Origin of the sequence: Cylindrospermum sp. FACHB-282, from assembly GCF_014697195.1 — a bacterium.
Classification (GTDB): domain Bacteria; phylum Cyanobacteriota; class Cyanobacteriia; order Cyanobacteriales; family Nostocaceae; genus Cylindrospermum.
The window spans coordinates 1-23,430 of record NZ_JACJRJ010000035.1 but is presented as its reverse complement, the minus strand read 5'-3'; the positions used below and the strand labels follow the sequence as shown (position 1 = coordinate 23,430).

At 41.6% G+C, this 23,430-nt stretch carries 20 protein-coding genes and 3 pseudogenes; 9 read left to right on the top strand and 14 right to left on the bottom strand.

The genetic code is table 11. From position 1 onward, the window contains the following. Positions 1-15 precede the first annotated feature (15 nt). From H6G32_RS17775 to cobG, 5 genes are all read right to left on the bottom strand, one after another. Complete coding sequence (locus tag H6G32_RS17775; RefSeq protein ID WP_190460677.1) at positions 16-366, bottom strand: hypothetical protein; 351 nt, start codon at positions 364-366, stop codon at positions 16-18. 1,755 nt (positions 367-2,121) lie between these two features. Next, on the bottom strand, positions 2,122-3,900 hold the full coding sequence (gene cobJ / locus H6G32_RS17770) for a precorrin-3B C(17)-methyltransferase (RefSeq protein ID WP_190460675.1): 1,779 nt from the start codon (positions 3,898-3,900) through the stop codon (positions 2,122-2,124). Further along, complete coding sequence (locus H6G32_RS17765) at positions 3,897-4,604, bottom strand: precorrin-2 C(20)-methyltransferase (protein ID WP_190460672.1); 708 nt, start codon at positions 4,602-4,604, stop codon at positions 3,897-3,899. Before H6G32_RS17765 ends, cobJ begins: the two co-directional genes overlap by 4 nt. Then, entirely contained in the window at positions 4,604-5,230 is a 627-nt protein-coding gene (locus tag H6G32_RS17760; RefSeq protein WP_190460670.1) for a precorrin-8X methylmutase, read from the bottom strand. The genes H6G32_RS17765 and H6G32_RS17760 overlap by 1 nt, the downstream gene beginning before the upstream one ends. Positions 5,231-5,280: 50 nt before the next feature. Further along, entirely contained in the window at positions 5,281-6,849 is a 1,569-nt protein-coding gene (cobG, locus tag H6G32_RS17755; RefSeq protein ID WP_190460668.1) for a precorrin-3B synthase, read from the bottom strand. 377 nt (positions 6,850-7,226) lie between these two features. On the opposite strand from cobG, the pseudogene H6G32_RS17750 reads away from it, so the two are divergent. Next, a pseudogene (locus H6G32_RS17750) lies at positions 7,227-7,340 on the top strand (TOBE domain-containing protein); the annotation flags it as partial. A 136-nt stretch (positions 7,341-7,476) separates the two neighbouring features. Here H6G32_RS17750 and H6G32_RS27435 read toward each other — a convergent pair. Then, a complete protein-coding gene (locus H6G32_RS27435; RefSeq protein ID WP_190460722.1) occupies positions 7,477-7,542 on the bottom strand; it encodes a hypothetical protein in 66 nt (21 codons plus the stop codon). Positions 7,543-7,548: 6 nt separating this feature from the next. Beyond that, a complete protein-coding gene (locus tag H6G32_RS17740; protein ID WP_190460666.1) occupies positions 7,549-7,767 on the bottom strand; it encodes a hypothetical protein in 219 nt (72 codons plus the stop codon). Here H6G32_RS17740 and H6G32_RS17735 point away from each other — a divergent pair. Together H6G32_RS17735 and H6G32_RS17730 are read left to right on the top strand one after the other, a co-directional pair. Further along, a pseudogene (locus tag H6G32_RS17735) lies at positions 7,753-8,562 on the top strand (substrate-binding domain-containing protein); the annotation flags it as partial. The gene H6G32_RS17740 and the pseudogene H6G32_RS17735 overlap by 15 nt on opposite strands. 466 nt (positions 8,563-9,028) lie before the next feature. Continuing rightward, positions 9,029-9,487 (top strand): annotated as a pseudogene (locus H6G32_RS17730) (AAA family ATPase); the annotation flags it as partial. A gap of 475 nt (positions 9,488-9,962) precedes the next feature. Here H6G32_RS17730 and uvrA read toward each other — a convergent pair. After that, positions 9,963-12,908, bottom strand: coding sequence for an excinuclease ABC subunit UvrA (gene uvrA, locus H6G32_RS17725; protein ID WP_190460665.1), 2,946 nt, complete (start codon positions 12,906-12,908; stop codon positions 9,963-9,965). A 288-nt stretch (positions 12,909-13,196) separates the two neighbouring features. On the opposite strand from uvrA, the gene H6G32_RS17720 reads away from it, so the two are divergent. Next, entirely contained in the window at positions 13,197-13,874 is a 678-nt protein-coding gene (locus tag H6G32_RS17720) for a cadmium resistance transporter (protein WP_190460663.1), read from the top strand. 4 nt (positions 13,875-13,878) lie between these two features. On the opposite strand, the gene H6G32_RS17715 is transcribed toward H6G32_RS17720, so the two are convergent. After that, complete coding sequence (locus H6G32_RS17715; protein ID WP_190460662.1) at positions 13,879-14,814, bottom strand: LysR substrate-binding domain-containing protein; 936 nt, start codon at positions 14,812-14,814, stop codon at positions 13,879-13,881. A 391-nt stretch (positions 14,815-15,205) separates the two neighbouring features. Here H6G32_RS17715 and H6G32_RS17710 point away from each other — a divergent pair, with 391 nt between their 5' ends. From H6G32_RS17710 to H6G32_RS17700, 3 genes are all read left to right on the top strand, one after another. After that, complete coding sequence (locus H6G32_RS17710; RefSeq protein WP_190460660.1) at positions 15,206-15,958, top strand: cadmium resistance transporter; 753 nt, start codon at positions 15,206-15,208, stop codon at positions 15,956-15,958. 117 nt (positions 15,959-16,075) lie between these two features. After that, complete coding sequence (locus H6G32_RS17705) at positions 16,076-16,669, top strand: hypothetical protein (RefSeq protein WP_242046636.1); 594 nt, start codon at positions 16,076-16,078, stop codon at positions 16,667-16,669. 434 nt (positions 16,670-17,103) lie between these two features. Beyond that, positions 17,104-17,529, top strand: coding sequence for a YidH family protein (locus tag H6G32_RS17700; protein WP_190460656.1), 426 nt, complete (start codon positions 17,104-17,106; stop codon positions 17,527-17,529). Positions 17,530-17,544: 15 nt separating this feature from the next. On the opposite strand, the gene H6G32_RS17695 is transcribed toward H6G32_RS17700, so the two are convergent. The 3 genes from H6G32_RS17695 to H6G32_RS17685 are packed head-to-tail and all read right to left on the bottom strand — an operon-like array spanning position 17,545 to position 18,664. Continuing rightward, positions 17,545-17,727 carry a hypothetical protein gene (locus H6G32_RS17695; RefSeq protein ID WP_190460654.1) on the bottom strand — a complete coding sequence of 61 codons (183 nt, stop codon included), beginning with the start codon at positions 17,725-17,727 and terminating at the stop codon, positions 17,545-17,547. Between the two features lie 15 nt (positions 17,728-17,742). Beyond that, positions 17,743-18,369 (bottom strand): NIL domain-containing protein, encoded by a 627-nt coding sequence (locus H6G32_RS17690; RefSeq protein WP_190460652.1) that lies wholly within the window; start codon positions 18,367-18,369, stop codon positions 17,743-17,745. 28 nt (positions 18,370-18,397) lie between these two features. Then, positions 18,398-18,664 carry an NIL domain-containing protein gene (locus H6G32_RS17685; protein WP_190460650.1) on the bottom strand — a complete coding sequence of 89 codons (267 nt, stop codon included), beginning with the start codon at positions 18,662-18,664 and terminating at the stop codon, positions 18,398-18,400. 777 nt (positions 18,665-19,441) lie between these two features. On the opposite strand from H6G32_RS17685, the gene H6G32_RS17680 reads away from it, so the two are divergent. After that, complete coding sequence (locus tag H6G32_RS17680) at positions 19,442-19,951, top strand: pentapeptide repeat-containing protein (protein WP_190460648.1); 510 nt, start codon at positions 19,442-19,444, stop codon at positions 19,949-19,951. Positions 19,952-20,794: 843 nt separating this feature from the next. Then, the gene (locus tag H6G32_RS17675) at positions 20,795-21,469 is read left to right on the top strand and encodes a cadmium resistance transporter (protein WP_190460646.1); all 675 of its coding nucleotides are present in this window, start codon (positions 20,795-20,797) and stop codon (positions 21,467-21,469) included. A 27-nt stretch (positions 21,470-21,496) separates the two neighbouring features. Here H6G32_RS17675 and H6G32_RS17670 read toward each other — a convergent pair whose 3' ends face one another. Together H6G32_RS17670 and H6G32_RS17665 are read right to left on the bottom strand one after the other, a co-directional pair. Further along, positions 21,497-22,288 (bottom strand): sulfite exporter TauE/SafE family protein, encoded by a 792-nt coding sequence (locus H6G32_RS17670; protein WP_190460645.1) that lies wholly within the window; start codon positions 22,286-22,288, stop codon positions 21,497-21,499. 816 nt (positions 22,289-23,104) lie between these two features. Beyond that, complete coding sequence (locus tag H6G32_RS17665) at positions 23,105-23,305, bottom strand: hypothetical protein (RefSeq protein ID WP_190460643.1); 201 nt, start codon at positions 23,303-23,305, stop codon at positions 23,105-23,107. Between the last annotated feature and the right edge of the window lie 125 nt (positions 23,306-23,430).

Here is a 23,430-nt window from a genome sequence, read left to right as displayed (position 1 = left end):
TTGCAATCTCAAATTCTAATATACTAAGGGTGTTGCACCGCGCATTTTACGTAAAGTATTGATGCAGGCTGGACAATCACAGCCAAATAAGGTAGCAGCCATATCGCTTTCTTCAACGTTGAATTCTAGCATGGGAACATTATCCTCAGAAGGCTGGGCTTCTGGTTGGTAGGCAGGAATTTGAGCCAATACGGAAGCCCTAGCGCACACCAAACCAATTTTATGTTTACTCCGTATGCAGGATAGGCTATCTGTGTTTTTGGCTACTGGTTCCTGAGCTTGTGCTTGATTTAGCATAACTCCCATAGAAAGAATAGAGCTAATCAGCACGGGAGAAGAAAGCAAGCTTAGTAAAAATTTGTTCATTGGTTTCCTTTGTAAATCATCACGACTGCTCAGAATATCCGATTAAATCTTACAATTCAAGTGAGCATCCGTCAGGAATACCAATGCATTATGGAGCAGTCCTAGTTAATTCATTAATTTACTTGTAAATATAGGCGATAGGCAACCAGGAGACAGAGGGTTAGAGGTAAAGCTCCCGGTATACGGTTTTTTTTTAATCAAACAGGAATCCTATATATAAGTAGAGCAACGTAAATAATTAAAGGTTTGTAGTGAGGGCTGAAGCCCTCACTACGAGCTAATTTCAATATTCCTTACTTTACAAAACATAGGTTGATTTTTTTGCCTACTACTTAGTAGCTATTTGATTTAATAAATAAATAAAGTCCGCGAGAGCGGACTTAGAATGAGGGTTTATTACTACCAATGTAGGCAATAATTACGTCAGATGCCTTTTATATTATTGATGCTCAAGCTTTTGATTGCAAGTTTAATATATAAAATATTAGGACATAATTTCGATATTTATGTCTTTTTATTTTGGACTGCAAAAGCTTTAAATAGGGAATTGTCATCAAAGTTAAAAATCTAAATTGGCATCATCTGGCTGTGAATCGCTAAAAACAAACAGATTTATTAAGCAATACAGTTTAGGTGGATACCAAAATACAAACCTTCTTAACTTAACGGTATAACCCCATAAAGGACTCTCAGCTACCACTGAGGCAATTAGTTTTTGGTCATAATTCAGCTATTTGTGTCTAGGAATATTCTGCGTTATACCATTTTGTATTTGAGACTTCTTCGTGAACGGTCACCGAAGGCGCTACAACGACCGGCTCAGTACAAGTCAAACCTTCGCGGAGCGTGGCGTTAGCCAAGGATTTTTGATTGTGAAATAGCCCTGACATGAGCTTTTCATAAATCTAACCCAATTGTCGCGATCATTTTTCAAATTGGGATTAACAGTAGTTCTAAATGCTTATATAGCGATTAAAAGTTACGTGAGGTACAGATAATATTTTGAAACGCAAAGGGACGCAAAGTAAAGCGCAGAGGTACGCAGAGATTTGTACCTCAGCAGACTAGGAAACGCTATAACTGCGATAGTTTGTTTAAATATAAAATTCCAAAATCTCATTAATGCTATGGGTATATATAAATAAAATGCCCGCTAGTGCGGACATTTATAAGGGCTTCTGTCACTTTTGTTGGCTACAATCATGTATGAAACATGCTGCTTTTATTGTTGATGAGCCGCTATTAAAAATCAAGTGCTTTCAATTTATCTACTAGACTTAATTACTGGGATTATATCCTTTTAGTTAAATATTATTAAATCCAATACGCTTGGTGTTAAGGCTTAACTCTTTGTCAAAGTCAATTTTTTAACGTAGACGCGTAGCGGTGAGCCAGGGGGCAGAACAGGGGGTTTCCACGCCACGCACTTAATGATGCTTTTAAAACATCCTCTGAGATATTGCTGAAAAGGAGCGTCTAATAAATATCTCTAATTGTAAAAAACAATTAAACTGCCACATAAAGATAACAAAAATTATTGGCTCCGAAAAATATTTTCAGGACACAATTCCTATATTTATGTCTTTCAGATTTAAAAAGTCACCTTATTTTTAAATTAAAAAGGTAAAAGTGGTCAGGTATAGCAGTTCCAGGAACAAATTTCCAGTCCTGGGGCTGTATTTCTGATTGGGGATTGATTGAATTGGTCTCGACCTTGTCTCCTGCCATTCCCTCTTCCCCAATCGCCAATACCGCCTATGCACCAGTGTAGCGGCGTGGAGTATAAACCCATACATTGTTATTGCTGCACTGGATCTTTCGGGTTTGGGTCGAACCAACGAGAATAATGGTTCGCATATCGGCATCTTTGGGTTCTAACTGGTCAAGGGCGATCGCTATGACTCTTTGTCCTGGCCTGCCGAGATTTCGCGCTAGCACTACCGGAGTATCGGCAGTTCTATACTGCAACAAAATATTTTTGGCTTCTGTTAGTTGCCAGGTGCGCTCTTTGGAAACAGGATTATAGAAGGCAATGGCAAAATCAGCTTGGGCTGCGGCTGTAATGCGTTGTTTGATAATTTCCCAGGGCTTCAAGATGTCAGAGAGGGAAATGGCGCAGAAGTCATGCCCTAATGGTGCGCCAATCGCCGCTGCTGCTGCTTGCATGGCGGAGATACCTGGGGCAACGTGAATGTCGATGGTTTGCCATTCTAGTCGGGGATAGCGATCTAGTACCTCGAAAATTGCTGCGGCCATTGCATAGATCCCAGGATCGCCGGAGGAGACTACTGCTACATATCGCCCCTCTGCTGCCAAATCCAGTGCCATCATGGCCCGCGATTCTTCTTGCCGGTTGTCAGACTCATGGCGTCGCTTGCCATTACCCAGAGAACCGACTAAATCTAAATAAGTTTTATAACCCACTAGGTCGGTTGCTGACTGAAGTATTTCTTTTACTTCTGGTGACATCCACTCTCGACTACCAGGGCCCGTGCCAATAATCGCTAATCGCCCTCGTGGTTGACCTTTGGTGCTGGGGTCGATAATTTGGGGAGCGATGGCGATCGCTAAAGGAGAATATGGGGAGTTGGGAAATGGCAAAATTGAGGTTGAGGGAGGGGGGAAAATTAGTTTCCCGGATGGGCCTGTGGCAGCGAGGGCTGCGGCTTGGGCGGGGCTATAACCTTGTGATAATAACTCTGCTAACTGAGTTTTATTAAAGAAACGGGTAGGTACTTTTAAGGCATTAGCGACGGCGTGGATTGCTGGTTCAGCAGATATGGTGAGGGGTGCAAATATACCTGCTACTGATGTGGGGGAAAGTTGAGCATCGGTCAGTAGCTGCCGTACTAACGCCACTGTTTCTTTTTCCCGCCCAAAAACACCACTAATAGCGATCGCCACTGTTTGGGGATGATAAACAAGACAATTGGTGGTGATAGGGAGCGATCGTTCCGTAATCTGGATGGTCAAATCTCCACTGGGGTGAATCGGCAATAGACTATCACTCAACCAGGATGCTGTACCTTCTAGCTTGACTTTCGCCCCAGCCAGCAAATCCGCGATAAACTTTTTAGCATCTTCAGGGTTGGCTAAATGGTATCCAGGGGGAGGAGAAAACAGCGCGGTGCGAAAGCGCAAATCCCCTGTGGTCGTGATTGCTGCTTCCACATCCAGGGCGTCGGCAATCCGGCGTGCTAAATCATTCACCCCGTTGAGTCCACCCAGAAGGGGAACAACAGCGCTACCATCCTCAGCTACAGCTAAGACTGGGGGTTCAAGTCCTTTATCAATCAGCATCGGCGCCAGTGTTCTAATGAGAATACCTGCGGCACATAAGCCAATCAACGGTGTTCCGGCGGCGAACAATGCCCGTAGGGTCTCGCCAAAATTCGTAAAGCTGATATCAACGCCAGAGGTGCGACCGGCTAAACCGTAGAGAGTCGCCCCTGGTAGGACGCTGATTATTTGCCGCCCTAGTGCCACACTATTCTCACCCAACACGATGACGGCGGGTGCAACCCTTGTTCTCATAATTTATTCTTAGTCGGTACAACTATCATCGAGAAATAGGGCACTTCATCAGGATTAACTTCATCTAAAGGTAAGATTCGCTGCTGCGCCATCGTTGCCCGCTCAATATATCTTGCCCGCGATGCCAGACCTAACTGATGCAGAATATCCCGCACTTTGGTAAAGTGGCGACCCAGCTTCATAATTGCGGCGGCATCGGTTGCTAATAGTTGTGTAATTAGCACATCGGCGGGGAGTGGGGCGGGTAGAACTGTGAGGATATCGGTGTAGTAGGTGAAGGGTACGCCCAAGGCTACAGGACTTGCCATCAAGGAAGAAATACCGGGGACTACTTCTGTTTCATACTGGTCAGATAACCGGGTGAACAGGTACATAAATGAGCCGTAGAAAAACGGATCGCCCTCGCACAGTACGACCACATCTCGACCGGCTGCTAGATGGGCGGCGATTGGTTCAACTGCTTGGTCGTAAATGGATTTAGCTTTTTCTGGTTCTAAGGCGCGGGGGAGATGATACAGCACCTCAATTTGATTACCAGTGAGATATTCTGCCACGATTCCCCTAGCAATACTCTGCCGGTCTACTGCCGATTGATAGGCGACTACGGGGGCTGCACGTAATAGCCGCAGTGCTTTGAGGGTTAATAGTTCTGGATCTCCTGGCCCCACACCAATTCCATAGAGACGACCGCCGCTTTTGTTCATTATTCTTCCTCCGTTGCCAAGGCGTTAACTGCTGCTGCTGCGATCGCACTCCCACCGCGTCTGCCATGTAAAGTTAAAAATGGTACATTTCGGCTGTCTGCTGCCAATGCTGCCTTTGATTCTGCCGCACCTACAAAGCCCACGGGGAAGCCTAAAATCAATTCTGGTCGTCCCACCCCTTCATCTAGCATTTCCAATAGCCGGAATAGTGCTGTGGGGGCATTGCCGATGGCTACGATTGACCCCTGAAGATGCGATCGCCATATTTCCAAGGCAGCGGCTGACCGAGTAGTTGCCTTACGCTGGGCGATTTCTGGTACTTGTGGCTCGTTAAGGGTACAGATAACTTGATTATTTGCTGGCAGTCTTCGCCGTGTCACCCCGTCGGCAACCATCCGGCAATCACACAAAATCGGCGCCCCTGAAGCCAAGGCTGCCCTTCCCGCTTCCACAGCCGTTGGTGAATATCCCAAGTCATTAACTATATCTGTCATTCCACAGGCATGGATGAGGCGTACAGCAACTTTTGCTACATCTGACGGTAATCCATCTAGGTTGGCTTCTGATCGGATGATGGCAAAGGAATTACGGTATATTTCGTTAGCGTCTCTGATATAGTCGGACATTTCGATTTTAGATTTGGGATTTTGGATTAACCTGGTAATACACACAGCCATCAGTGTGCATTTGTGGTGAAAATTTCCACCAGATGTTTATTGAATAACTGCTTTAATTGGATGGTAGGATAGCGATCGCTAAAGTTTCCAAAGGACTCATCACAACTCAAACGTTGAAGTTGATATACGAATAGCATCCGCTCAATGAGTGCAGGCAATTCAGAAAAAGTCACATATTGATAAAGTAGCCGACCAAATTTCTGATTACTGTCACCATCACCAACAAAAATGTGATAAGCTTCAACATTTTTATTTTCTCCCTCAATGCTGACACCAAGCAAAGCAATATCACTTTTGCTATGCTGGGCGCAGGATTTAACACAGCCGCTAAAGTGGATATTAACTGGTCGGTCTAGGGTGAGGCGAGTTTCTAGATATTCGGCCAATATTAAGGCATGACCTTTGGTGTCAGTTGCAGAAGCGGCACAACCCCGGCTACCAGAACAGGCAACTAATGCACTTTTGATGTTGGTGGCGGCGAAATCTAATTTTAAGCTCTTAATTTTATTTTTGACATCAGCAACTTGGTGTTCTTGTATGTCGGTAAGCAGCAAATTTTGCCAAGGAGTCAGCCTGAGAGTACCATATTTTTCTACTAATTCAGCTAAACCCCGCATCTGCCAACTCTTCAGACGACCAAGGGGTAACACCACACCAATATAAAATAAATTTGGCTGAACCTGGGGATGGATGCCGATATGTTGATACTGAAAATCTGATCTCTCCTTCAACTCCTCTTGGAAACGGACAGGTAGGGAAGGGAGTTGGGGCGTTAGGGTTTCTCCGGCGAAATTTAGACGCTGCAAAACCAACTGAAGATAATTTTCCCAACCTAAAGTATTGATAATTTCTCGCAAACGTGGTTTACGGGAACTATTAAAATCGATATGATTGAGGTAGACATCAGCTAAAGCTGCCAAAACTGGCAAACATTGCTCTGGTGTTAACAAAATTTCCATATCTCTAGATGGTTCTCCCTTGGCGCCTACACTCAGATAGAGACGGAAGTAGACATTAGAGTCAACTAAGACAGCAGCTAAGGTGATATCATTCAGGCGATCGCCCACCGAAACAGCACCACCTCCATCAAAGCAAACGCTGAATTTGGCTGATAGTCCCGATAAATGCGGATTTTCTAAAATATACTGATTCCATCCTTGGACAAAAGGACGGGTATCAATTAATTCCTGAGAATCAATCCCCGCAGTTGGGCTGGTCATAATATTGCGAATATGATCTACAACGGGATTGGGCGAACCTAAGCCAATATCCTGTAGACGCTGGAGAACTTCAGCATTGATTCCTTTGTCGATTTCCCGAATTTGCAGGTTAGCGCGGTTAGTCACATCAACATAACCACCGCCAAACTCATCTGCTATATCTGCGATCGCATAACATTGTTGACTATCAAGAATTCCCCCTGGTATTCTGATGCGAGACAATATACCATCTTGAGCGGGTGTGGCGTAAAACAAGCCAGGACATTTAGTAAAACCGGACAGCAAAGTTGGAACTCCTTCCCCGTGCGACGCAGAGACAGAACTTGATAAACCCCTTAGAGTTGGCATTCTGACTTACTCAATTTTGGATTTTGGAGCCACTGCGTTGCGGAGGTTCCCGACCTTGTAGCAAGTGGCGTGATTTTGGATTTTGGATTATTTTCTTACCCGTCTTTTTCCGAGTCTTGGGTTTTTAGTCAACCCCCAACAATCTAAAATCGTCCATCTAAAATCTAAAATTGGTTTACAGCTGCGGCACAGTCCCGGAATTTAACCGAAGTTTCCCAACTCTAAGATTTAGCATTTTAGCACGAGAAAGCATTTATCGGTTTGAATATTGCAAAAAGTAATTTTTCACCTCTCTAATAGCCGCACTTTAGTTAACAGTGGTTCTCTCATGCACAGCCCCCTTGAGTTCTTTAAATAACACCCTACATCCGTAAGTAGTAGAAGTAACTGCGGTCATTACCAAAGCATCAGCAGAAAATCTGCAACTTACTGAAGGCAAGCAAGTGTACGCAATAGTTAAATCCTCTGATGTCATGATTGCCGTAGGCTAATTTAGTTGTTGTAAATCTATAAAAAAGGGGTGGTGAAACTGCCCCTTTTTTCATATCTAATTAATTACTTTTTTAGGCGATAACCTAAGAGGATTTAGCAGAGAATTTACATACAGCAGAAGGCAAAGAAGTTTATTTAACGATGGATGTGGCTGATGTGATAATTTTCCTGGAATAGGTTACGAAATAATTTCCAGTTAATCTCATATCAGGTGCTAGGCAAGTCCCCTTCAGGCAAGATTTCATCTATGTTGATTATCCATGGAATACCTTTGTCAACTGGATAACTCACACTAATTCTAGCTTTATTCGCAAAGCGTTGTAACTTTTTAGCTAAATGTGGAATAGTGATCATGATATTGTGATAACTTTCCATATCATGACAAATCATGATTAAGGTCAAAATACCACTGATGCCTTTCGCCAAGATATGATTTCCGCTGATGGTGAGGGTGAGAAGCAGACTAACACAGACAAACTTCGTGTCCGGCTCCTCGACGATAATATGGACACACTTTACAACACAGTCGTCATCGCTGGTTGTTCCCCTGTGATTTCTCTCTGGGCCAGAGCTACCGAACCCTGGCATCCCCAACTGCGAGTTCAATATAACTTTGCCAATAGCATGGCTGCATTACACCTGCTATGCAGAGGTGAGGCGCACATTGCGGGAATGCACCTATACGATCCCGTTTCAGGGGAGTACAATATTCCCTTTGTCCGTGAAGTCCTAGCTGGGAGAGAAGCCGTTTTGATTACTCTTGGAGTCTGGGAAGAGGGACTGATGGTGCAGTCTGGGAATCCGAAAGGAATCAGAACTTTAAGCGACTTAGTAGAAATGGGAGCAACCATTGTTAACCGAGAAGTAGGTTCTGGCAGTCGTTTGCTTTTAGAACAAACCTTAGAAAAGGAACAAATGCCATTCCATGATCTTCAAGGCTTTGATCGGATTATCACCAGTCATCAAGATGTTGCTCAAGCCATAGCTTCCGGAGTTGCAGATGCAGGTATCAGTACAGCATCTGTAGCGGCAGCCTTTGGGCTGGGATTTATCCCCCTGCGTCAATCACGATATGACTTAGTAATTCTGAAAAAATATCTAGAAGAAGCGCCAGTACAGCAATTGCTAAGTACCTTAGGACATCAGCTAGTTCACTCACAATTAGAAATTCTCGGCGGCTATGACATTAGCAAAATTGGGGAAGTTGTAGCAACCGTTTAAACTTTTCCTAGGATTTTGGTTGTGTGCTTCAGAGAAAAACTCTGCATAAATTTCTATTTCTTCTGTAGCCATTTTTCGATTTTTGTCAGGACGGGTTAACCCCCATCAATATAGTTAAACTCGTCCTTACATTATTTGTTACTCCTTTCCCGTCAAAAGAGTACTTAATTTTCCTCCTTTTCTTCCTTTGCGTCCTTTGCGTCCTTTGCGGTTCGTTAAAAAAATTTAGATACTCTAACGGTGGTATAGGAGTAGTCATTAGTCATTCGTGGGGATAAAAAACACCGACTAATGAGCAACAGAAACTGAGCAAAACACTGAATATGTCCGGGATTTTTACCCTTTTTGCGGTAGAACGCGCACCTCCTGCGAAGTTCTATATGCGTCGCTTTCTTTTACCCTACAGTGCGAACTCCTCATCATCGCAGACTCACCGAAGCTAACAAATTCTAGGAGATAGAAAATCATGTCCGACGAAAAAATTAGACAAATTGCTTTCTACGGTAAAGGCGGTATCGGTAAATCTACCACCTCGCAAAATACCCTAGCTGCAATGGCAGAAGTAGGTAAACGCATCTTGATTGTAGGATGCGACCCCAAAGCCGACTCCACCCGATTGATATTGCACTGTAAAGCCCAAACCACCGTGTTGCACCTCGCAGCAGAACGGGGTGCTGTAGAAGATATCGAACTTGAAGAAGTGGTAATCACTGGCTTCCGGGATATCAGATGCGTAGAATCTGGCGGGCCTGAACCCGGTGTAGGTTGCGCCGGTCGAGGTATTATCACCGCCATCAACTTTCTAGAAGAAAACGGTGCATACCAAGATGTAGATTTCGTATCCTACGACGTGTTGGGTGACGTTGTGTGTGGTGGTTTCGCCATGCCAATTCGTGAGGGTAAAGCGCAAGAAATCTATATGATCATCCTGTACATCTTTAAATCCTAAAAATCCTGATTCAGACATCTTCGGAGGGTGTAGGTCAGAGTGCAATATTCCCTTTTTAATCATTTTACACTAATTTTTTACATCCCCAGCCTGGAGACTGGGAACGAGATGAAAAATCATTAAATCATGTACATCTTTAAATCCTAAAAATCCTGATTCAGACATCTTCGGAGGGTGTAGGTCAGAGTGCAATATTCCCTTTTTAATCATTTTACACTAATTTTTTACATCCCCAGCCTGGAGACTGGGAACGAGATGAAAAATCATTAAATCATGTACATCTTTAAATCCTAAAAATCCTGATTCAGACATCTTCGGAGGGTGTAGGTCAGAGTGCAATATTCCCTTTTTAATCATTTTACACTAATTTTTTACATCCCCAGCCTGGAGACTGGGAACGAGATGAAAAATCATTAAATCCTGAAAATCCTTAAATCCTAAAAATCCTGATTCAGACAGTTGCCGGATATTGCTTTAACACCTGCCTTAAATACTCCCCAGTATAAGACCGGGAATTTTTCGCCACATCTTCTGGTGTTCCTGCCACAATTATTTCTCCGCCTTTATCGCCACCTTCTGGTCCCAAATCTATCACCCAGTCAGAACAACGAATCACATCTAAATTGTGTTCAATTACCAAAATCGAATTTCCCTTATCTACCAATCTTTGCAAAACATCCAATAATTTGTGGACATCATAAAAGGATAATCCTGTTGTTGGTTCATCAATTAAATAAAGGGTTTTACCTGTAGCGCGTCGAGATAGTTCTGTTGCTAATTTCACTCGTTGCGCTTCTCCACCAGATAATGTTGTTGCTGGTTGTCCCAATTGGACGTAACCTAAACCGACATCAAATAATGTTTGTAAGCGAGTAACGGCTTTGGGAATATTTTGGAAAAATTCTAAACTTTCCTCAACTGTCATGTTGAGAACGTCAGAAATTGACTTGTCTTTATATTTCACCTGCAATGTGTCGCGGTTATATCTTGCACCTTTACAAACTTCGCATTGCACGTAAACATCAGGGAGAAAGTTCATTTCGATAACGTTTACACCCTGTCCACTACAAGCTTCGCAACGTCCACCTTTAACGTTGAATGAAAATTGTCCGGGTTTGTAACCTCTGGCTTTGGCTTCTACTGTTTGGGAAAAGACATCGCGAATTACATCGAAAACGCCGGTGTAAGTTGCGGGATTGGAACGTGGTGTCCTTCCAATGGGTGATTGGTCAATAACGATCGCCTTATCAACGGCATTCAATCCTTTGATTTCTCCCAAATGCTTGGGTAAAGGAACTTTTTTTAGCAGGTGGTGCTGTAATGCTGGATAGAGTAATTCGTTAATTAGGGTAGATTTGCCTGAACCGGAAACACCGGTAACAGCAACGAGTTTACCTAAGGGGATTTCGACATCGATGTTTTTTAAGTTGTTGCGATGGGCATCTTTGATGACTAAATTTCGCCCATTACCTTCGCGGCGTTTTCCTGGGGTGGAAATTACTCGTCTTCCCGACAGGTAAGCACCGGTTAAGGAATCTTCGGCTGCGAGTAATGTTTCTATATCACCTTGGGCGATGATATTGCCGCCGTGAATTCCTGCACCAGGGCCAATATCAACTATATGATTAGCGGCGCGAATGGTTTCTTCGTCATGCTCTACGACAATTAATGTATTACCTAAATCGCGCAATCTAGTTAAAGTTTTCAGCAAGCGTCCGTTATCTCGTTGATGTAAGCCAATACTTGGTTCGTCTAAAACGTAGAGAACTCCTGTTAATCCAGAACCGATTTGTGTTGCTAGGCGAATGCGTTGGGCTTCACCACCGGAAAGGGTCATGGCTGGACGGTCAAGGGTGAGGTAATCTAAGCCGACATCTAACAAAAATTGCAATCTGGCTTTGATTTCTCGCAAAACTAAATCTGCAATTTGTGTTTGGCGATCGCTTAATTTTAACTGCTCAGTCCTCTCCAGACATTCCTGAATCGACACCCCGGTGAAATCTAAAATCCCATATTGCCCCAACTTGACCGCTAGAGCTTCTGGTTTTAACCGCTTGCCGCCACAAACTTCGCATGGTTGATCAATTAAATAATCTTCCAATTTTTGCTTAATTAGTTCCGAACCCCCTTCATATTGCCTTTGCAGTATGGGAATTACCCCTTTAAAATTCTGGGTTTTCTGCTCCTTCGTGGTTCCTTCTTCTCCATACAAAATAATTTGGATCTGTTCGTAGCTCAACTTGCTCCAGTTCGTCTGCAACTCAAAGCCGTGGGCTTGTCCCAAACTATACAGCAATTCTAAGTAGTAGGAATTTTCCTTTTCTGACCAAGGGGCAATTGCTGCATACACTGGCGCTTCTGGGTCAGGGACGATCAAATCCGGCGCAAATCTTTTTAAAGTCCCGATACCGTGACAGTGGGAACAAGCACCATAAGGGGAATTAAAGGAAAACAAGCGCGGTGATAATTCTTCCATGACCGCACCATGTTCTGGACAAGCAAAATTCTCAGAAAATACTAATTCTGAAGGTAATTCTTGTGAGGAAATACCATTATCTTTTGGATCTGTTACTATATACTTACTATCAGACCGCTCCAGCGCTGACTGAGTCGATGTCTCTTTTAATACCTCAATTGTGGCAATTCCGTTAGATTGCTTAAGACAGGTAGATAGAGAATCAACTAGACGCTCCTGAATTCCTGGCTTTTTAACCAAGCGGTCAATTACCAATTCAATGGTATGTGTGATATTTTTATCTAACTCAATAGAATCAGATAGCTCTCGCACCTCCCCATTCACCCTAACTCTGGTAAAACCTTGGGACGATAAACCGGATAAAAGTTTGCGGTGAGTGCCTTTTTTGCCGCGAACGACGGGGGCAAGGATTTGAAAGCGGGTGCGGTCGGGGAATTCCATGATGCGATCGCACATTTCATCGATGGTTTGGGGAGAAATACAGCGATCGCAGATCGGACAATGGGGTTCACCTGCCCGACCAAACAACAGCCGCAGATAATCATAAATCTCTGTCACCGTCCCCACAGTGGAACGGGGATTATGGGAAGTTGATTTTTGGTCAATGGAAATTGCCGGACTTAAGCCTTCTATCGCCTCCACATCCGGTTTATCCAACTGTCCCAAAAATTGCCGGGCGTAGGCGCTGAGAGATTCCACATAGCGCCGTTGTCCCTCAGCAAAAATCGTATCGAATGCCAAGGAAGACTTACCGGAACCAGAAACGCCAGTAAACACAATCAGGCGATCGCGTGGCAATTCCAAATCAATATTTTTCAGATTATGCTGCCTAGCACCCCGAATCCGAATGGTATTCTGGCTGTTGTGGCTCTTGTGCGGAAGATGTCCGTTTAAGGATGCTGCTAGCTGTTGGTCTGACATATTGACAGGCTGAAAGAATGTTGCGCCGTGAAACAGTCCTTAATAATACTATCTTTATCGCCTTTATAATAGAACGAGTGTACTGTTTTTCTCAGTCCCCAGGTATATTATGTGATCTGCTAGTTTGAAAGTATGATGATTAAACTAAAAATCTTGCTAAAGATAGAGGTATGGTTTGGCAAATTCAAGTAAAAACCAAGCCAGAAATGATTTATCCAGATACTAAAGGACAACCAGTGTATAAAACGTTAAAGCCCAGAGACCTGAATCCTGAAATTATCAGCTGAAATGGGTGAGTTAATTACCACACTATTAGTTGCTATCTCAGCCTTCATTGTCACTAACATTGATGATCTCGTTATTTTATTACTGCTGTTTTCTCAAATAAATTCTAGCTTCAGGTGTCGGCACATTATTGCTGGTCAATATTTAGGCTTTGCAGTGCTAGTGATTGCCAGTCTTCCTGGATTATTTAGTGCATTCATCATACCACCCCACTGGATTGGATTGCTAGGATTAATCCCCATGGCAATGGGTATCAGCAGTTTGATAAATCGAGAAGCAGATGTATCTCAAGAGGTTGCAATTGTAACAGCAGAGGCTCTAGATTTAAACACCGCCAGTCTTTTTAATGCACATACCTACAGCGTTGCAGCTATAACTATCGCTAATGGAAGTGATAACATTAGCTTTTATGTGCCGTTATTTGCTAGTAGTGATTTAGTAAACTTTATGATGATTATGGGAGTATTTTTTATATTAATAGCACTTTGGTGTTATCTAGCTTATAAATTTAGTTATCAAGCAAAACTGGTAGATATTTTAAGTCAATATAGTAGTTATATTTTACCTTTAATTTTGATGATATTGGGCGGGTTTATTGTTTTAAAAACTGAAGCTTTAAGCCTGATGAAGTTAGCAGCAAGTTGTGTTTGTTTAATGATTTTACTAAAAAAAAGCAGTTGATAAATTAAGCAACTTGCATTTTATCTTCTATCAGAATATTTTCAAAAGCTACCATCACCCGTGTATGAAACCTTTGGCGGTGTTTTAGTTTCCAAACAGGCTGGACAATTTCCAATCTCTTTCCAGATTTTTTTCGCACATCGATAATTCGCACAGCTTGTAATGTGCCTAGTTGCAATTCTTTTTTTACCATAGATTCTGGAATAGCTGCCGCACCAACGCCACTTTCTACAACTGCTTTTACCATTTCGCTAGTGTTTAAGTGAAGTACAACATCTAGAGTGCTGGGTTCAATGCCCCAACTTTGCAAAGCTTGGTGAAATATTTGCTGTGCGCCAGAACCAGACTCACGCATCACCCAACTTGTGCTGAGTAATTCATCTAGATAAATCTCGCTACGCTGAAACCAAGGGTGAGATTTGCTGACAACAATTTGCAGGCGATCGCTTCCTACTTCGTCTTTCTCTAAACAATGCTGCAATGATGGTTTGATCTCCCCTGTCACCAAACCCAAATCATACATACCCACAGCAGTTCCTTCACAAATTTCTTCAGCATTTCCCAACTTACAGTTAATAAAAATGCCGGGATATAACTGCTTAAACTGGCTAATTTTTTGGGGTAACCAATAATTGCCAACCGTGAGACTCGCACCTATCTTTAACTCTCCCCGTTGCAGATTGTTTAATTCCTTCAAGCCACGTTCTGTTAACTCTACATGATCAAGAATTTTCTGAGCTTCACCTTGCAATAATTTACCAGCATCGGTAATTTCAATATGACGGCCAATACGATGAAATAATCTAACACCATATTCTGTTTCTAAGGTTTGGATGGCAGCACTGACAGCTGGTTGAGTAATATAAAGTGATTCAGCAGCACGAGTAAAGTGCAACACCTCTGCTACGGCTAAAAAAATTCGCAACTGTTCCAGCGTCATTTTGGCTATGTATAAGCTTGTAGAATAGTAATTTTGAACACCACGAAATCATTATACGGCAAATTTAGCGGAAAACTGTAGATAAAATTATGACATGGCTGCTGTCATATCTGCACATCAATAAGTTCCGTCTATGGATTTGACAAAAAAGACTGTTTGCTTTTATTGATGAGGAGCCATAGAGTGAAACCATGCATTTAGCGCAGTAAGGAAAATCACCAGTTTAATTCAACTGTACTCGGATATCCTTAGACTGGAAAATTTGCTGATGACAACAGAATTGAAGCATCAACAATGCTAAAACGCGAAACCTCTAGATCAGCAAACATTCCAGCTAGCGACCGATACAGATGGTTAAAAGTCACCACCATTGAGGAGAAATGACACACAGATGAGCGGATTATTAACTGCTATTCCTACAGGACTCACTGCTTTCGTTGCCACCAATCTCGATGATATTTTTGTTCTATCGCTGTTTTTCTCACAAATAAATGCTTGCTTTCGCCGTCGTCACATTATTATTGGTCAATACTTAGGTTTTAGTGCCCTAGTAGTTGCCAGCTTACCCAGCTTCTTTGGCAAGTTCATCCTACCAGAATCCTGGATTGGTTTACTCGGTATTATTCCTATCATTATTGGTATCAGTCGTTTACTAAATCAAGAAACTGACGATGGAGAAAATACAAACAACCCCGAATCTTCCTCATCTTGGTGGTGCAACTTCCTTTCTCCCCAAACCTATGGTGTAGCAGCAGTCACAATCGCCAATGGTGGGGACAACATCAGTATCTATATGCCGATGTTTGCTACCAATACATGGGATAGCTTACTGGTCATTTTGGCAGTGTTCTTCGTGATGGTAAGTGTGTGGTGTTATGTAGCCTACTGTCTAACTCAGATAACTGCGATCGCATCGGCAATTACTCGCTACGGTAATTCCCTTGTTCCCTTTATTTTAATAGGATTGGGTGTTTCTATTTTGATGCAAAGCCACACTTTAGAAACTCCCATCTTGGTTATCATCACTTGCGTAAGCCTAGGTTCTCATCTGTTAATTTTAGGCAGGAATACGTGGCGAGAAAATTACGGTTTTTCTTTGGGATCACCCGAAGCTGAAGTTTTATCTAGAGTTGAACAAAAATGAATTTTTATAGTATACAAGAGACATCAACACATTTTAAATTAGATAGTTAGTACCTGTAGAAAAGTTTGTACCCATAAGGAAAAACACATGAAACTCTTCAGAAATAGTCTTGTCAAAATGACTCTAGTTTTCTTGGTACTGCTAGTAAACTTGATGATTATTCAGCCATCTTGGGCAGAGAGAAAATATACTGCTGATCCAGACTATATAGAACTCACTCAAAAGCTGGAATCCGCTTTACAGCAACAACAGACTGAAACTTCTACACCAGAACTTCAGCAAAAAATATCTGATTTAAAATTCCAAAAGTATATCCTTGAAACAAGTAAAAATTCTTCTGGTGTTTGTCGCAATCAAACAGAGAAAACACTGTTAATTTATGGTCAAAAATCCAAAAAATCTAGCTCGACCTATGATAATGAATTATATCTGCTACCCAGTGGTGCAGAAACTGATGACGAGTGGGATTGTCAAGGAGTTTATATCCCTGGTGAAGCCGCTACAGAAGGAAAAGAAGCTACCCCTGCTAGAGCCTTTAAAATTGTTCATGGAACTATTTTAGTTGCTACAAGCAACCCCCAAACTGGAGAAACTGAATTCAATGTCCCACCTGCAAACGTTTTCAAATCTGGTGAAGCTAACTGGTTGATTCCTGATAATTTACAAGTGGTACTTGAGTCTGGAATCACCACTGCAAAAATCAATGATTAAGCAGGGCTATTTCGTTCTAGACTGATCCAATATGTCAATTGCGCGCAGCCAGACCAATTCTGGCTTTTTTATTGGGAATGTATAGTACGTAGGACTTACTTCCTTTGGAAATTCATCCTAATTTTGGGCTTTTTTAATGCTGTTTTGATGCGTCTCTTTACCCATCCTACCCGTAGCGTGCGTTAGGGAACGCACGGATTAAGATTTTCAATTTTTGTTATTATTGCCTAAGTCATAGTATGTTGAAATTCAACCTATTAGTAAACAAGCAATCTATCGATTCTGGTATTTTAATAAATACAATTTATTAAAAAAACTAGATTAGCCAGTAGCCATAATTATTTATTATAAAGCTATGGTATTTATGTGTTTATATGAGAAGATATTAATCAATGATTAAATATTTTCATCAGTTAATTAAAGACATAAATCCTATGAAGATAGAAGCAGAAAGATTAGAAGTGAAGAAGTTAGAAAAAAAGAAGTACAGGTCTGATCGAATTCGGGATCATTTGGCAAATGAACGTACTTATCTAGCATGGATGCGGAGTGGTATTGCATTCATGGGTTTTGGTGTTTTGATTGTGCGTTTGCGTCTTATCAGTCCTCCGCTGGCACCACAACCTCCTGGTAATGGTTGGAAGTTAGGTTTAGCATTTACTTTGGTAGGTTTGTTAACAGTGGTACTTTCAACTCAACATTATTTTGCTGTTCGCCGAGACATTGACGAGGATACTTATCAACCGCCAGACCGTTGGATACTTCTTGCGAGTCTAGCTGTAATACTTCTTGGTATGGGAGTACTCTACTATGTCTTCACGGTTCCCCTAGATTATTTGCAGACTTTTTTGCTCGAATGATATACAACTCCGCAGTTATAAGTCAAAATATTCTGGTTCATGAGTATTTTTGTCTAGCACTGCCTCAGTAATATTGAGTGCCAAGTTATAATCAGAGACCATCCGCAAAATAATTTGTTCTTGCAAGTAATATTGAAGAATATCTAACCGCCAAGCCAGTCGAGTGATGCTGCTGCTTTCACCAACCAATGGAACCATAGAAATATCTTCAATTTAGATGAAATTTGTCGGCAAAAAAGATGCGTCTAACCAAAGTGGTAACTCTAGTGTTTTTAAGTAATTAAAACTAGAAAAAAGTTGTTGTGGTCTACCCCAAAGATCCAGAACGAACCAACCATCGTCCTGTTGATTGGCTGGAAGTAATGCCGTAATAATATTGACTGTGATCCCATAGCGAGAAACTAAGTCAAAGATCACTGGTGTTTGGTAATAATCTTTCAAGATCCAAATTTGCAAGCGCAGTCGGTAAGATTGACCACTGTAGCCTTGGGAGGCTGGAATCTCCGTAGCTGTTGGTAAAGGGGCAACTTCCTGGCATGAATGGGGAAATGGTTGAGAGTCAACATTATGCTGCACATTTTCGGCACTCCCCAGATGCATTAAATCTACTCCCAGGTTCTGTAAGTACAGCAGTCCATTAGAGATATGTTCTGAATTACCTTGGAGTTGCAAGTCAAACCAACCATAGTTTTCTCTTTCTTTCAGCATCGCAGCTGTGATATTGACAGTAACACCATAGCGCGATACCAAACGCGAAATCACAGGTTGCCATTGGTAATGCTGGGGTATGCGAATGCGGCTATAAACTGGAGTAGGTGAAGGCGATTTCTTTTGTGGCATAGCAATAAGGAATGGGAAGAACAGTTAATTACCAACTACTTGTGCTGTTTTCATCCCAGATTTCTAGTTCTATCTCCTGAAGGTAATTGATAGCATCATCTATCTTTGCTACTGTACCTTGTAGATCAAGCTCAAACCAACCGTCACCAACAGCATTTGCACCCAAAATGGCAGCTGTAATATTTATCGTTAGACCATAGTCTGAGACTAAGCGAGAAATGATCGGTTCTTGATGAAAATTTCTGGGAATTCGCAGGCGAATTCGTTTGTGGATGATCTGATTGTCAGTAACCATATCCAAATTACTTATTTGTCAGAAATGAAAGTAGATACACTCCTAGGACTTACGCACACTCTACGAATTCTTGGCGGTTAGATAAATTAAGCTTTTTGGCGATTTTTGCGTAAGTCGTGACTCCACCATACAAGAGGGCAGAATCAGTAGTAGGGTGCGTTCCCTAACGCACGAATCACGATTTTTAACGACACAAACCATACCCCATATTTGCTATTTTCTGTCCGTTAAGTCCTAAAATTAAGCTTTTTGGCGATTTTTGCGTAAGTCGTGACTCCATACAAGAGAGCAGAATCATTGGAATAAACCAAAGTAGCTGCAATATTTCCTGTCCTTTAATTACGGTAAGTTTATCGACATACAGTATGATGTAACCCATTGTTAGACTATCCCACAGGTAGTCAGGTAAAGCAATACCTTTACAAAAATAAATACGGTTAGTCTATTAACTTACAGTAGTTTGGTTTCTGACGAATTTCATCTATGCTAGTTAATTTCGAGACATCGCCCTGACCCACCCTGAGGTGCGATGCCTGCGGCGTCTGCGGTGCGATCGCCAAATAACCCAACTTGGCAAAGCTTAAACAATTAAGTCTGGATTCCCGTTTGCAGAAGCTAATTTCCCGCAAAAGTTTTAAATCACTTGAAGTTATCAATTTGAACAAAAATAATAGTTGCTTTTATCAGTTAAGTTATTTACAGTAACTATCAAGTAGTTGATTGATTACTTTTATAAAAGTAAAACCAACATAGCAAGTTACCATAGAGAAAAACTCAATGAATAAACCAATTTCCCAGAAATTTACTAATTGGATAGTTACTGCCGTATTTATGGCACTTATAGTCGGATTTTCTCTACTTGAGCAGCCCAGCGCTAAAGCTCAATCAATAACACCAGATATCAGCGCCCAATCTACACCTGCCCCCATAAAATCTGTAGCAGAAAACGTTAGGCATTTACTAGAAACCAACGAATGTTTCGGGTGCAACTTAATTGGAGCAAACCTCAAAGATAGAAATCTGCAAGCTGCAAATTTAGAGAACGCGAACTTGCAAGGTGCTGACTTAGAAAGAGCCAACTTACAAGGAACTAACCTACAAGGTGCGAATCTCCTAGGTGCAGATTTGGGTAAGGCAAACATCATCGGAGCAAACCTAGAGAAAGCAAACCTATTTGATGCGGACTTAGAGAAAGCGAATCTAACAGACGCAAATACAATTGGGGCAAACTTCCAAGGGGCTGATTTGGAAAATGCCATCATACCACTTGGATTCACCACTCCATGATTAAAAGTGCATAGCTATGGCACGAAAAAAACCTAAGTAAATATCTCTGATTGACCCCTGTTGCCCCTTGCTATTGGGGGTTTTTTGATTTCCTAGCTGATGTATCCAATCAAGTAAGTAGGCGAAAAGAAATCAAACTATGTTAAGCAAAGTAAAAACTATTGAAATTTGCTCGTAGTGAGGGCTTCAGCCCTGACTACCAACCTTGAATTATTTACGCCAACCTACTTATATTGTTTTTGGATATCTCTAGAGTTTTCAAACGCTTTGAGTCATATTGGTTCTGTGGAACGAATTGTTTTTTGCTTTGATATCGTAGCCATTAAAATAGAGCACCTGGATTACGGTTGAGAAATACTAGCGATCGCAACTGCGATATAGATAAAGAAGCGGCACTATAAAAAAAGCATATCCCCTCGGATCAACTCCATAACTAAAAGAATTGTATCCATATATAAATATATATGAGGTAGGCTAAAAACCTGCGCTCCCTGCTTCCTGCCTTATTCCCATGACAAATATTTACGCCGACCTACTTATTTGAATTAACTTCAATATCAACAGGGCATAGTTAGGTTATTCATCACTTTTATTTATCATTTTAAAAAGAAAGAATATTTGCTTTTATCAAGCTGAAAGGAATAATATTGATTTCAGGCAAAGCCAAGTATCTTACCAAAAAAAGAATCATCAGTTCATTTAATAGCGATAGCTTCCAAGATTTCCAAAAATCATCTGTCTGCTGATTCGAGGTAAAACAGTCTAACAAGATCCTAACTTGCCTCACTTTCAAAAGGAGAGAGGAGTTAGGAAAATAGAATTTAATTATTGTGAGCAACAAATATGAGTGGGTTAATTAGTACCATAGTTATCGGAATTTCTGTTGCTATTGCAACTACCTTTGATGATAATTTGTACTTGACTGCTTTCTTCGGTAAAGTCAATCGAACCTTTCGTCCTCAGCATATTATTCTCGGTGAATTTCTGGGATTCACTGCACTAGTATTGGCTAGTCTTCCTGGTTTCTTCGGTGGTCTCATCATTCCACATACTTGGATTGGATTACTAGGTTTTCTTCCAGTCGCTATTGGTATTAGTCATCTAATGAGCCGAGAAAATGAGGAAGAAGAAGTGCAAGCTGTGTCAGTTAACTTCAATTCTGGTCTTCAACCTCAGCGCCACAATAAATCGCTATTCGCCATTCTACGCGACCCGCAAACCTACCGTGTTTCTGCTGTTACCATTGCCAATGGAGGAAACAATATTGGGATTTATGTGCCGTTGTTTGCCAGTAGCAATCTTCCAAGTTTAGGGGTAATTTTGTCTGTTTGCTATTTTGCTGTTGGGGTGTGGTGTTTTTTATCTTACAACCTGACTCGTAATCCTCTTATGGCTCCCGTACTAACTCGCTATAGTCGGAAAATCTTTCCCTTCATATTAATCTACTTGGGATTTTCTATCCTGATGAAAAGTGAAACGTATCGACTCTTACCTAGTATTGCAATGTTTTCTAATTAGGTCTAAGATGAACACGATAAATCTTGTCTAATTAACTAACTTTAAGCTCACTATCATTAATATAAAGTAAATAATAAATCGCAATGGTTTTTGCGGCGCAATTTGGCAAATTTTAGCCCCCAGTAACACTCCTGGCACTGAGCCAAGCCATATCGGTAATACTAAATTCCAATCAACTGTTCCTAAAGTGAGGTGTCCAAAAGCAGTAAATAGTAATAAAATTGCTGCCTGGGAAATATCTGTACCAACTAACTTCCGTGTATCCAAGCGGAAAAATCCAATCAGCACCAAGGCAAACATTGAACCAGAAGCAACGCTTGTTAGACCTACAATCCAGCCTAAAAATGCTCCTACACTCACAGTCTGCAAGCGTCCTAGTTGAGTTTTTAAGTCAAATTTGGGTAGTTCAGGTAATTGTAACTTTGGGAAGAAGGTCAACAACACCATTTGCACCAATGCTAAAACCGTGACTAACAGAATAATCACACCCAGCAAGTGAAGGGTGATGTTGTTTAGGTCATATTCTCCATTCCGTTTAATCAGGTGCAATATCCCTACCCCAAACAGAGAACCAGGAACACTTCCCAAAGCGAGCCATTTCACCACCTCCCCATCAAGGGTTTGTTGTTGCCAGTGCTTGATGCTACCAACAACTTTCATCAGCGTAGCGGCAACGACATCAGAACTTACTGCTACCGCAGGTGGCACTTGAAAAACAAAAATCAACATCGGGGTGATGAGGGAAGCGCCACCAATACCTGTCAGACCAACAACAATACCAACTAGAAAGCTAAAGAGAGGTAACAATAACAAGTCCATACTCCTGTCCTTGAGCGGGGTTTTCTGAATGAGGCTTTGTTTAGCTGAAACGAGAAAACTAGTTGTAACGCTGTTGTGCAGAACGTTTCGCGCAATTGCAAGTTTTGACTTTCTACAAAGTACTAAATGTCGATCAACTAACCGTATTTTAAGGCTAAAAATAGTAAAAGTCTATATTTGTGTGAGGCAATACAAATTGTTAGTATTGATTTACACAATAGCTAAAGTCAATTCTTTGGCAAACCAAGTTTCAGCCTATATCTACACTTCAGTAGTAGACGTATAATAGTCTTTTAAACAACTACATCAATTCCAGCGTAATACTGTATTTGATATGGCAGAGTTATCCCTCTTTTATCACTGTCAGATAAATTAACGAATTTGTGTCATTTCAGCCAACAGAGATTCAAAATCAAAATTTTAGCCCACCTTAATAGAATCTCCAGAAAGAATACGGGTGTACTGCTCACTGCAATTTCGATTACAATGAATGTGGCAAGTGGCGAAACAAAACGCAGGGGAAGTATCACCTAGACGTAGGCATTACATTCGGTTTGCAAGACCGAGAAGTACCCGGTCATTAGACAAGGAAGTGCGATCGTAAACTTCTGGACATGCAGGGAGCTATAGTCCTGCCTTGCCCCCATTCTCAGTTATTGTCAATAAACAAACTCCCCAGGCGAAGCTGTGAAAAGTGCGATCGCATCGAGGACGCCAATGACTGAAAGTACTGATTTATATAGCTTTAAAAATTCACCCCCGAACTTTTACCAAGAGTTCGGGGGTGAATTTGTGAAAACTTATTGATACTAAATATCAACTGTGCCTAAGTTCTTTGAGTGATTTAATCTCAGCATCCTGTAAGGCATTCGCTGCTAGCACTTCATGGCGTAGCAGCCTGATATCGCCGCGAATTTCTTGCAGCGTACTGCCAGCTGTAAATCCGCCGCTTGAAACGAACATAAAGAAGCTTGCAATTAAAGCTGCTCCAGAAATTATTAATCCGAGTTTTTGCATTGCTAAGTTTGCGCGATCGCATCAATTTTGTCTTCGATTCGTGCTAAGTCAATTTCTGTAGTCGAGGTGTCATCGCCATCGTACTGATAAATATCTATGCTCACATCCACAAACCAGGGTGGCGG

Bases quoted from the DNA above. Each gene is read 5' to 3' on its own strand.
- H6G32_RS17700 (WP_190460656.1), top strand. From the start codon at position 17,104: ATGAAGATAGAAGCAGAAAGATTAGAAGTGAAGAAGTTAGAAAAAAAG.
- H6G32_RS17680 (WP_190460648.1), top strand. From the start codon at position 19,442: ATGAATAAACCAATTTCCCAGAAATTTACTAATTGGATAGTTACTGCC.
- uvrA (WP_190460665.1), bottom strand. From the start codon at position 12,908: ATGTCAGACCAACAGCTAGCAGCATCCTTAAACGGACATCTTCCGCAC.
- H6G32_RS17675 (WP_190460646.1), top strand. From the start codon at position 20,795: ATGAGTGGGTTAATTAGTACCATAGTTATCGGAATTTCTGTTGCTATT.
- H6G32_RS17765 (WP_190460672.1), bottom strand. From the start codon at position 4,604: ATGAACAAAAGCGGCGGTCGTCTCTATGGAATTGGTGTGGGGCCAGGA.
- H6G32_RS17760 (WP_190460670.1), bottom strand. From the start codon at position 5,230: ATGTCCGACTATATCAGAGACGCTAACGAAATATACCGTAATTCCTTT.
- H6G32_RS17665 (WP_190460643.1), bottom strand. From the start codon at position 23,305: ATGCAAAAACTCGGATTAATAATTTCTGGAGCAGCTTTAATTGCAAGC.
- H6G32_RS17695 (WP_190460654.1), bottom strand. From the start codon at position 17,727: ATGGTTCCATTGGTTGGTGAAAGCAGCAGCATCACTCGACTGGCTTGG.
- H6G32_RS17690 (WP_190460652.1), bottom strand. From the start codon at position 18,369: ATGCCACAAAAGAAATCGCCTTCACCTACTCCAGTTTATAGCCGCATT.
- H6G32_RS17705 (WP_242046636.1), top strand. From the start codon at position 16,076: ATGACTCTAGTTTTCTTGGTACTGCTAGTAAACTTGATGATTATTCAG.
- H6G32_RS17715 (WP_190460662.1), bottom strand. From the start codon at position 14,814: ATGACGCTGGAACAGTTGCGAATTTTTTTAGCCGTAGCAGAGGTGTTG.
- cobJ (WP_190460675.1), bottom strand. From the start codon at position 3,900: ATGAGAACAAGGGTTGCACCCGCCGTCATCGTGTTGGGTGAGAATAGT.
- H6G32_RS17670 (WP_190460645.1), bottom strand. From the start codon at position 22,288: ATGGACTTGTTATTGTTACCTCTCTTTAGCTTTCTAGTTGGTATTGTT.
- H6G32_RS17775 (WP_190460677.1), bottom strand. From the start codon at position 366: ATGAACAAATTTTTACTAAGCTTGCTTTCTTCTCCCGTGCTGATTAGC.
- cobG (WP_190460668.1), bottom strand. From the start codon at position 6,849: ATGCCAACTCTAAGGGGTTTATCAAGTTCTGTCTCTGCGTCGCACGGG.
- H6G32_RS17685 (WP_190460650.1), bottom strand. From the start codon at position 18,664: ATGGTTACTGACAATCAGATCATCCACAAACGAATTCGCCTGCGAATT.
- H6G32_RS17720 (WP_190460663.1), top strand. From the start codon at position 13,197: ATGGGTGAGTTAATTACCACACTATTAGTTGCTATCTCAGCCTTCATT.
- H6G32_RS17710 (WP_190460660.1), top strand. From the start codon at position 15,206: ATGAGCGGATTATTAACTGCTATTCCTACAGGACTCACTGCTTTCGTT.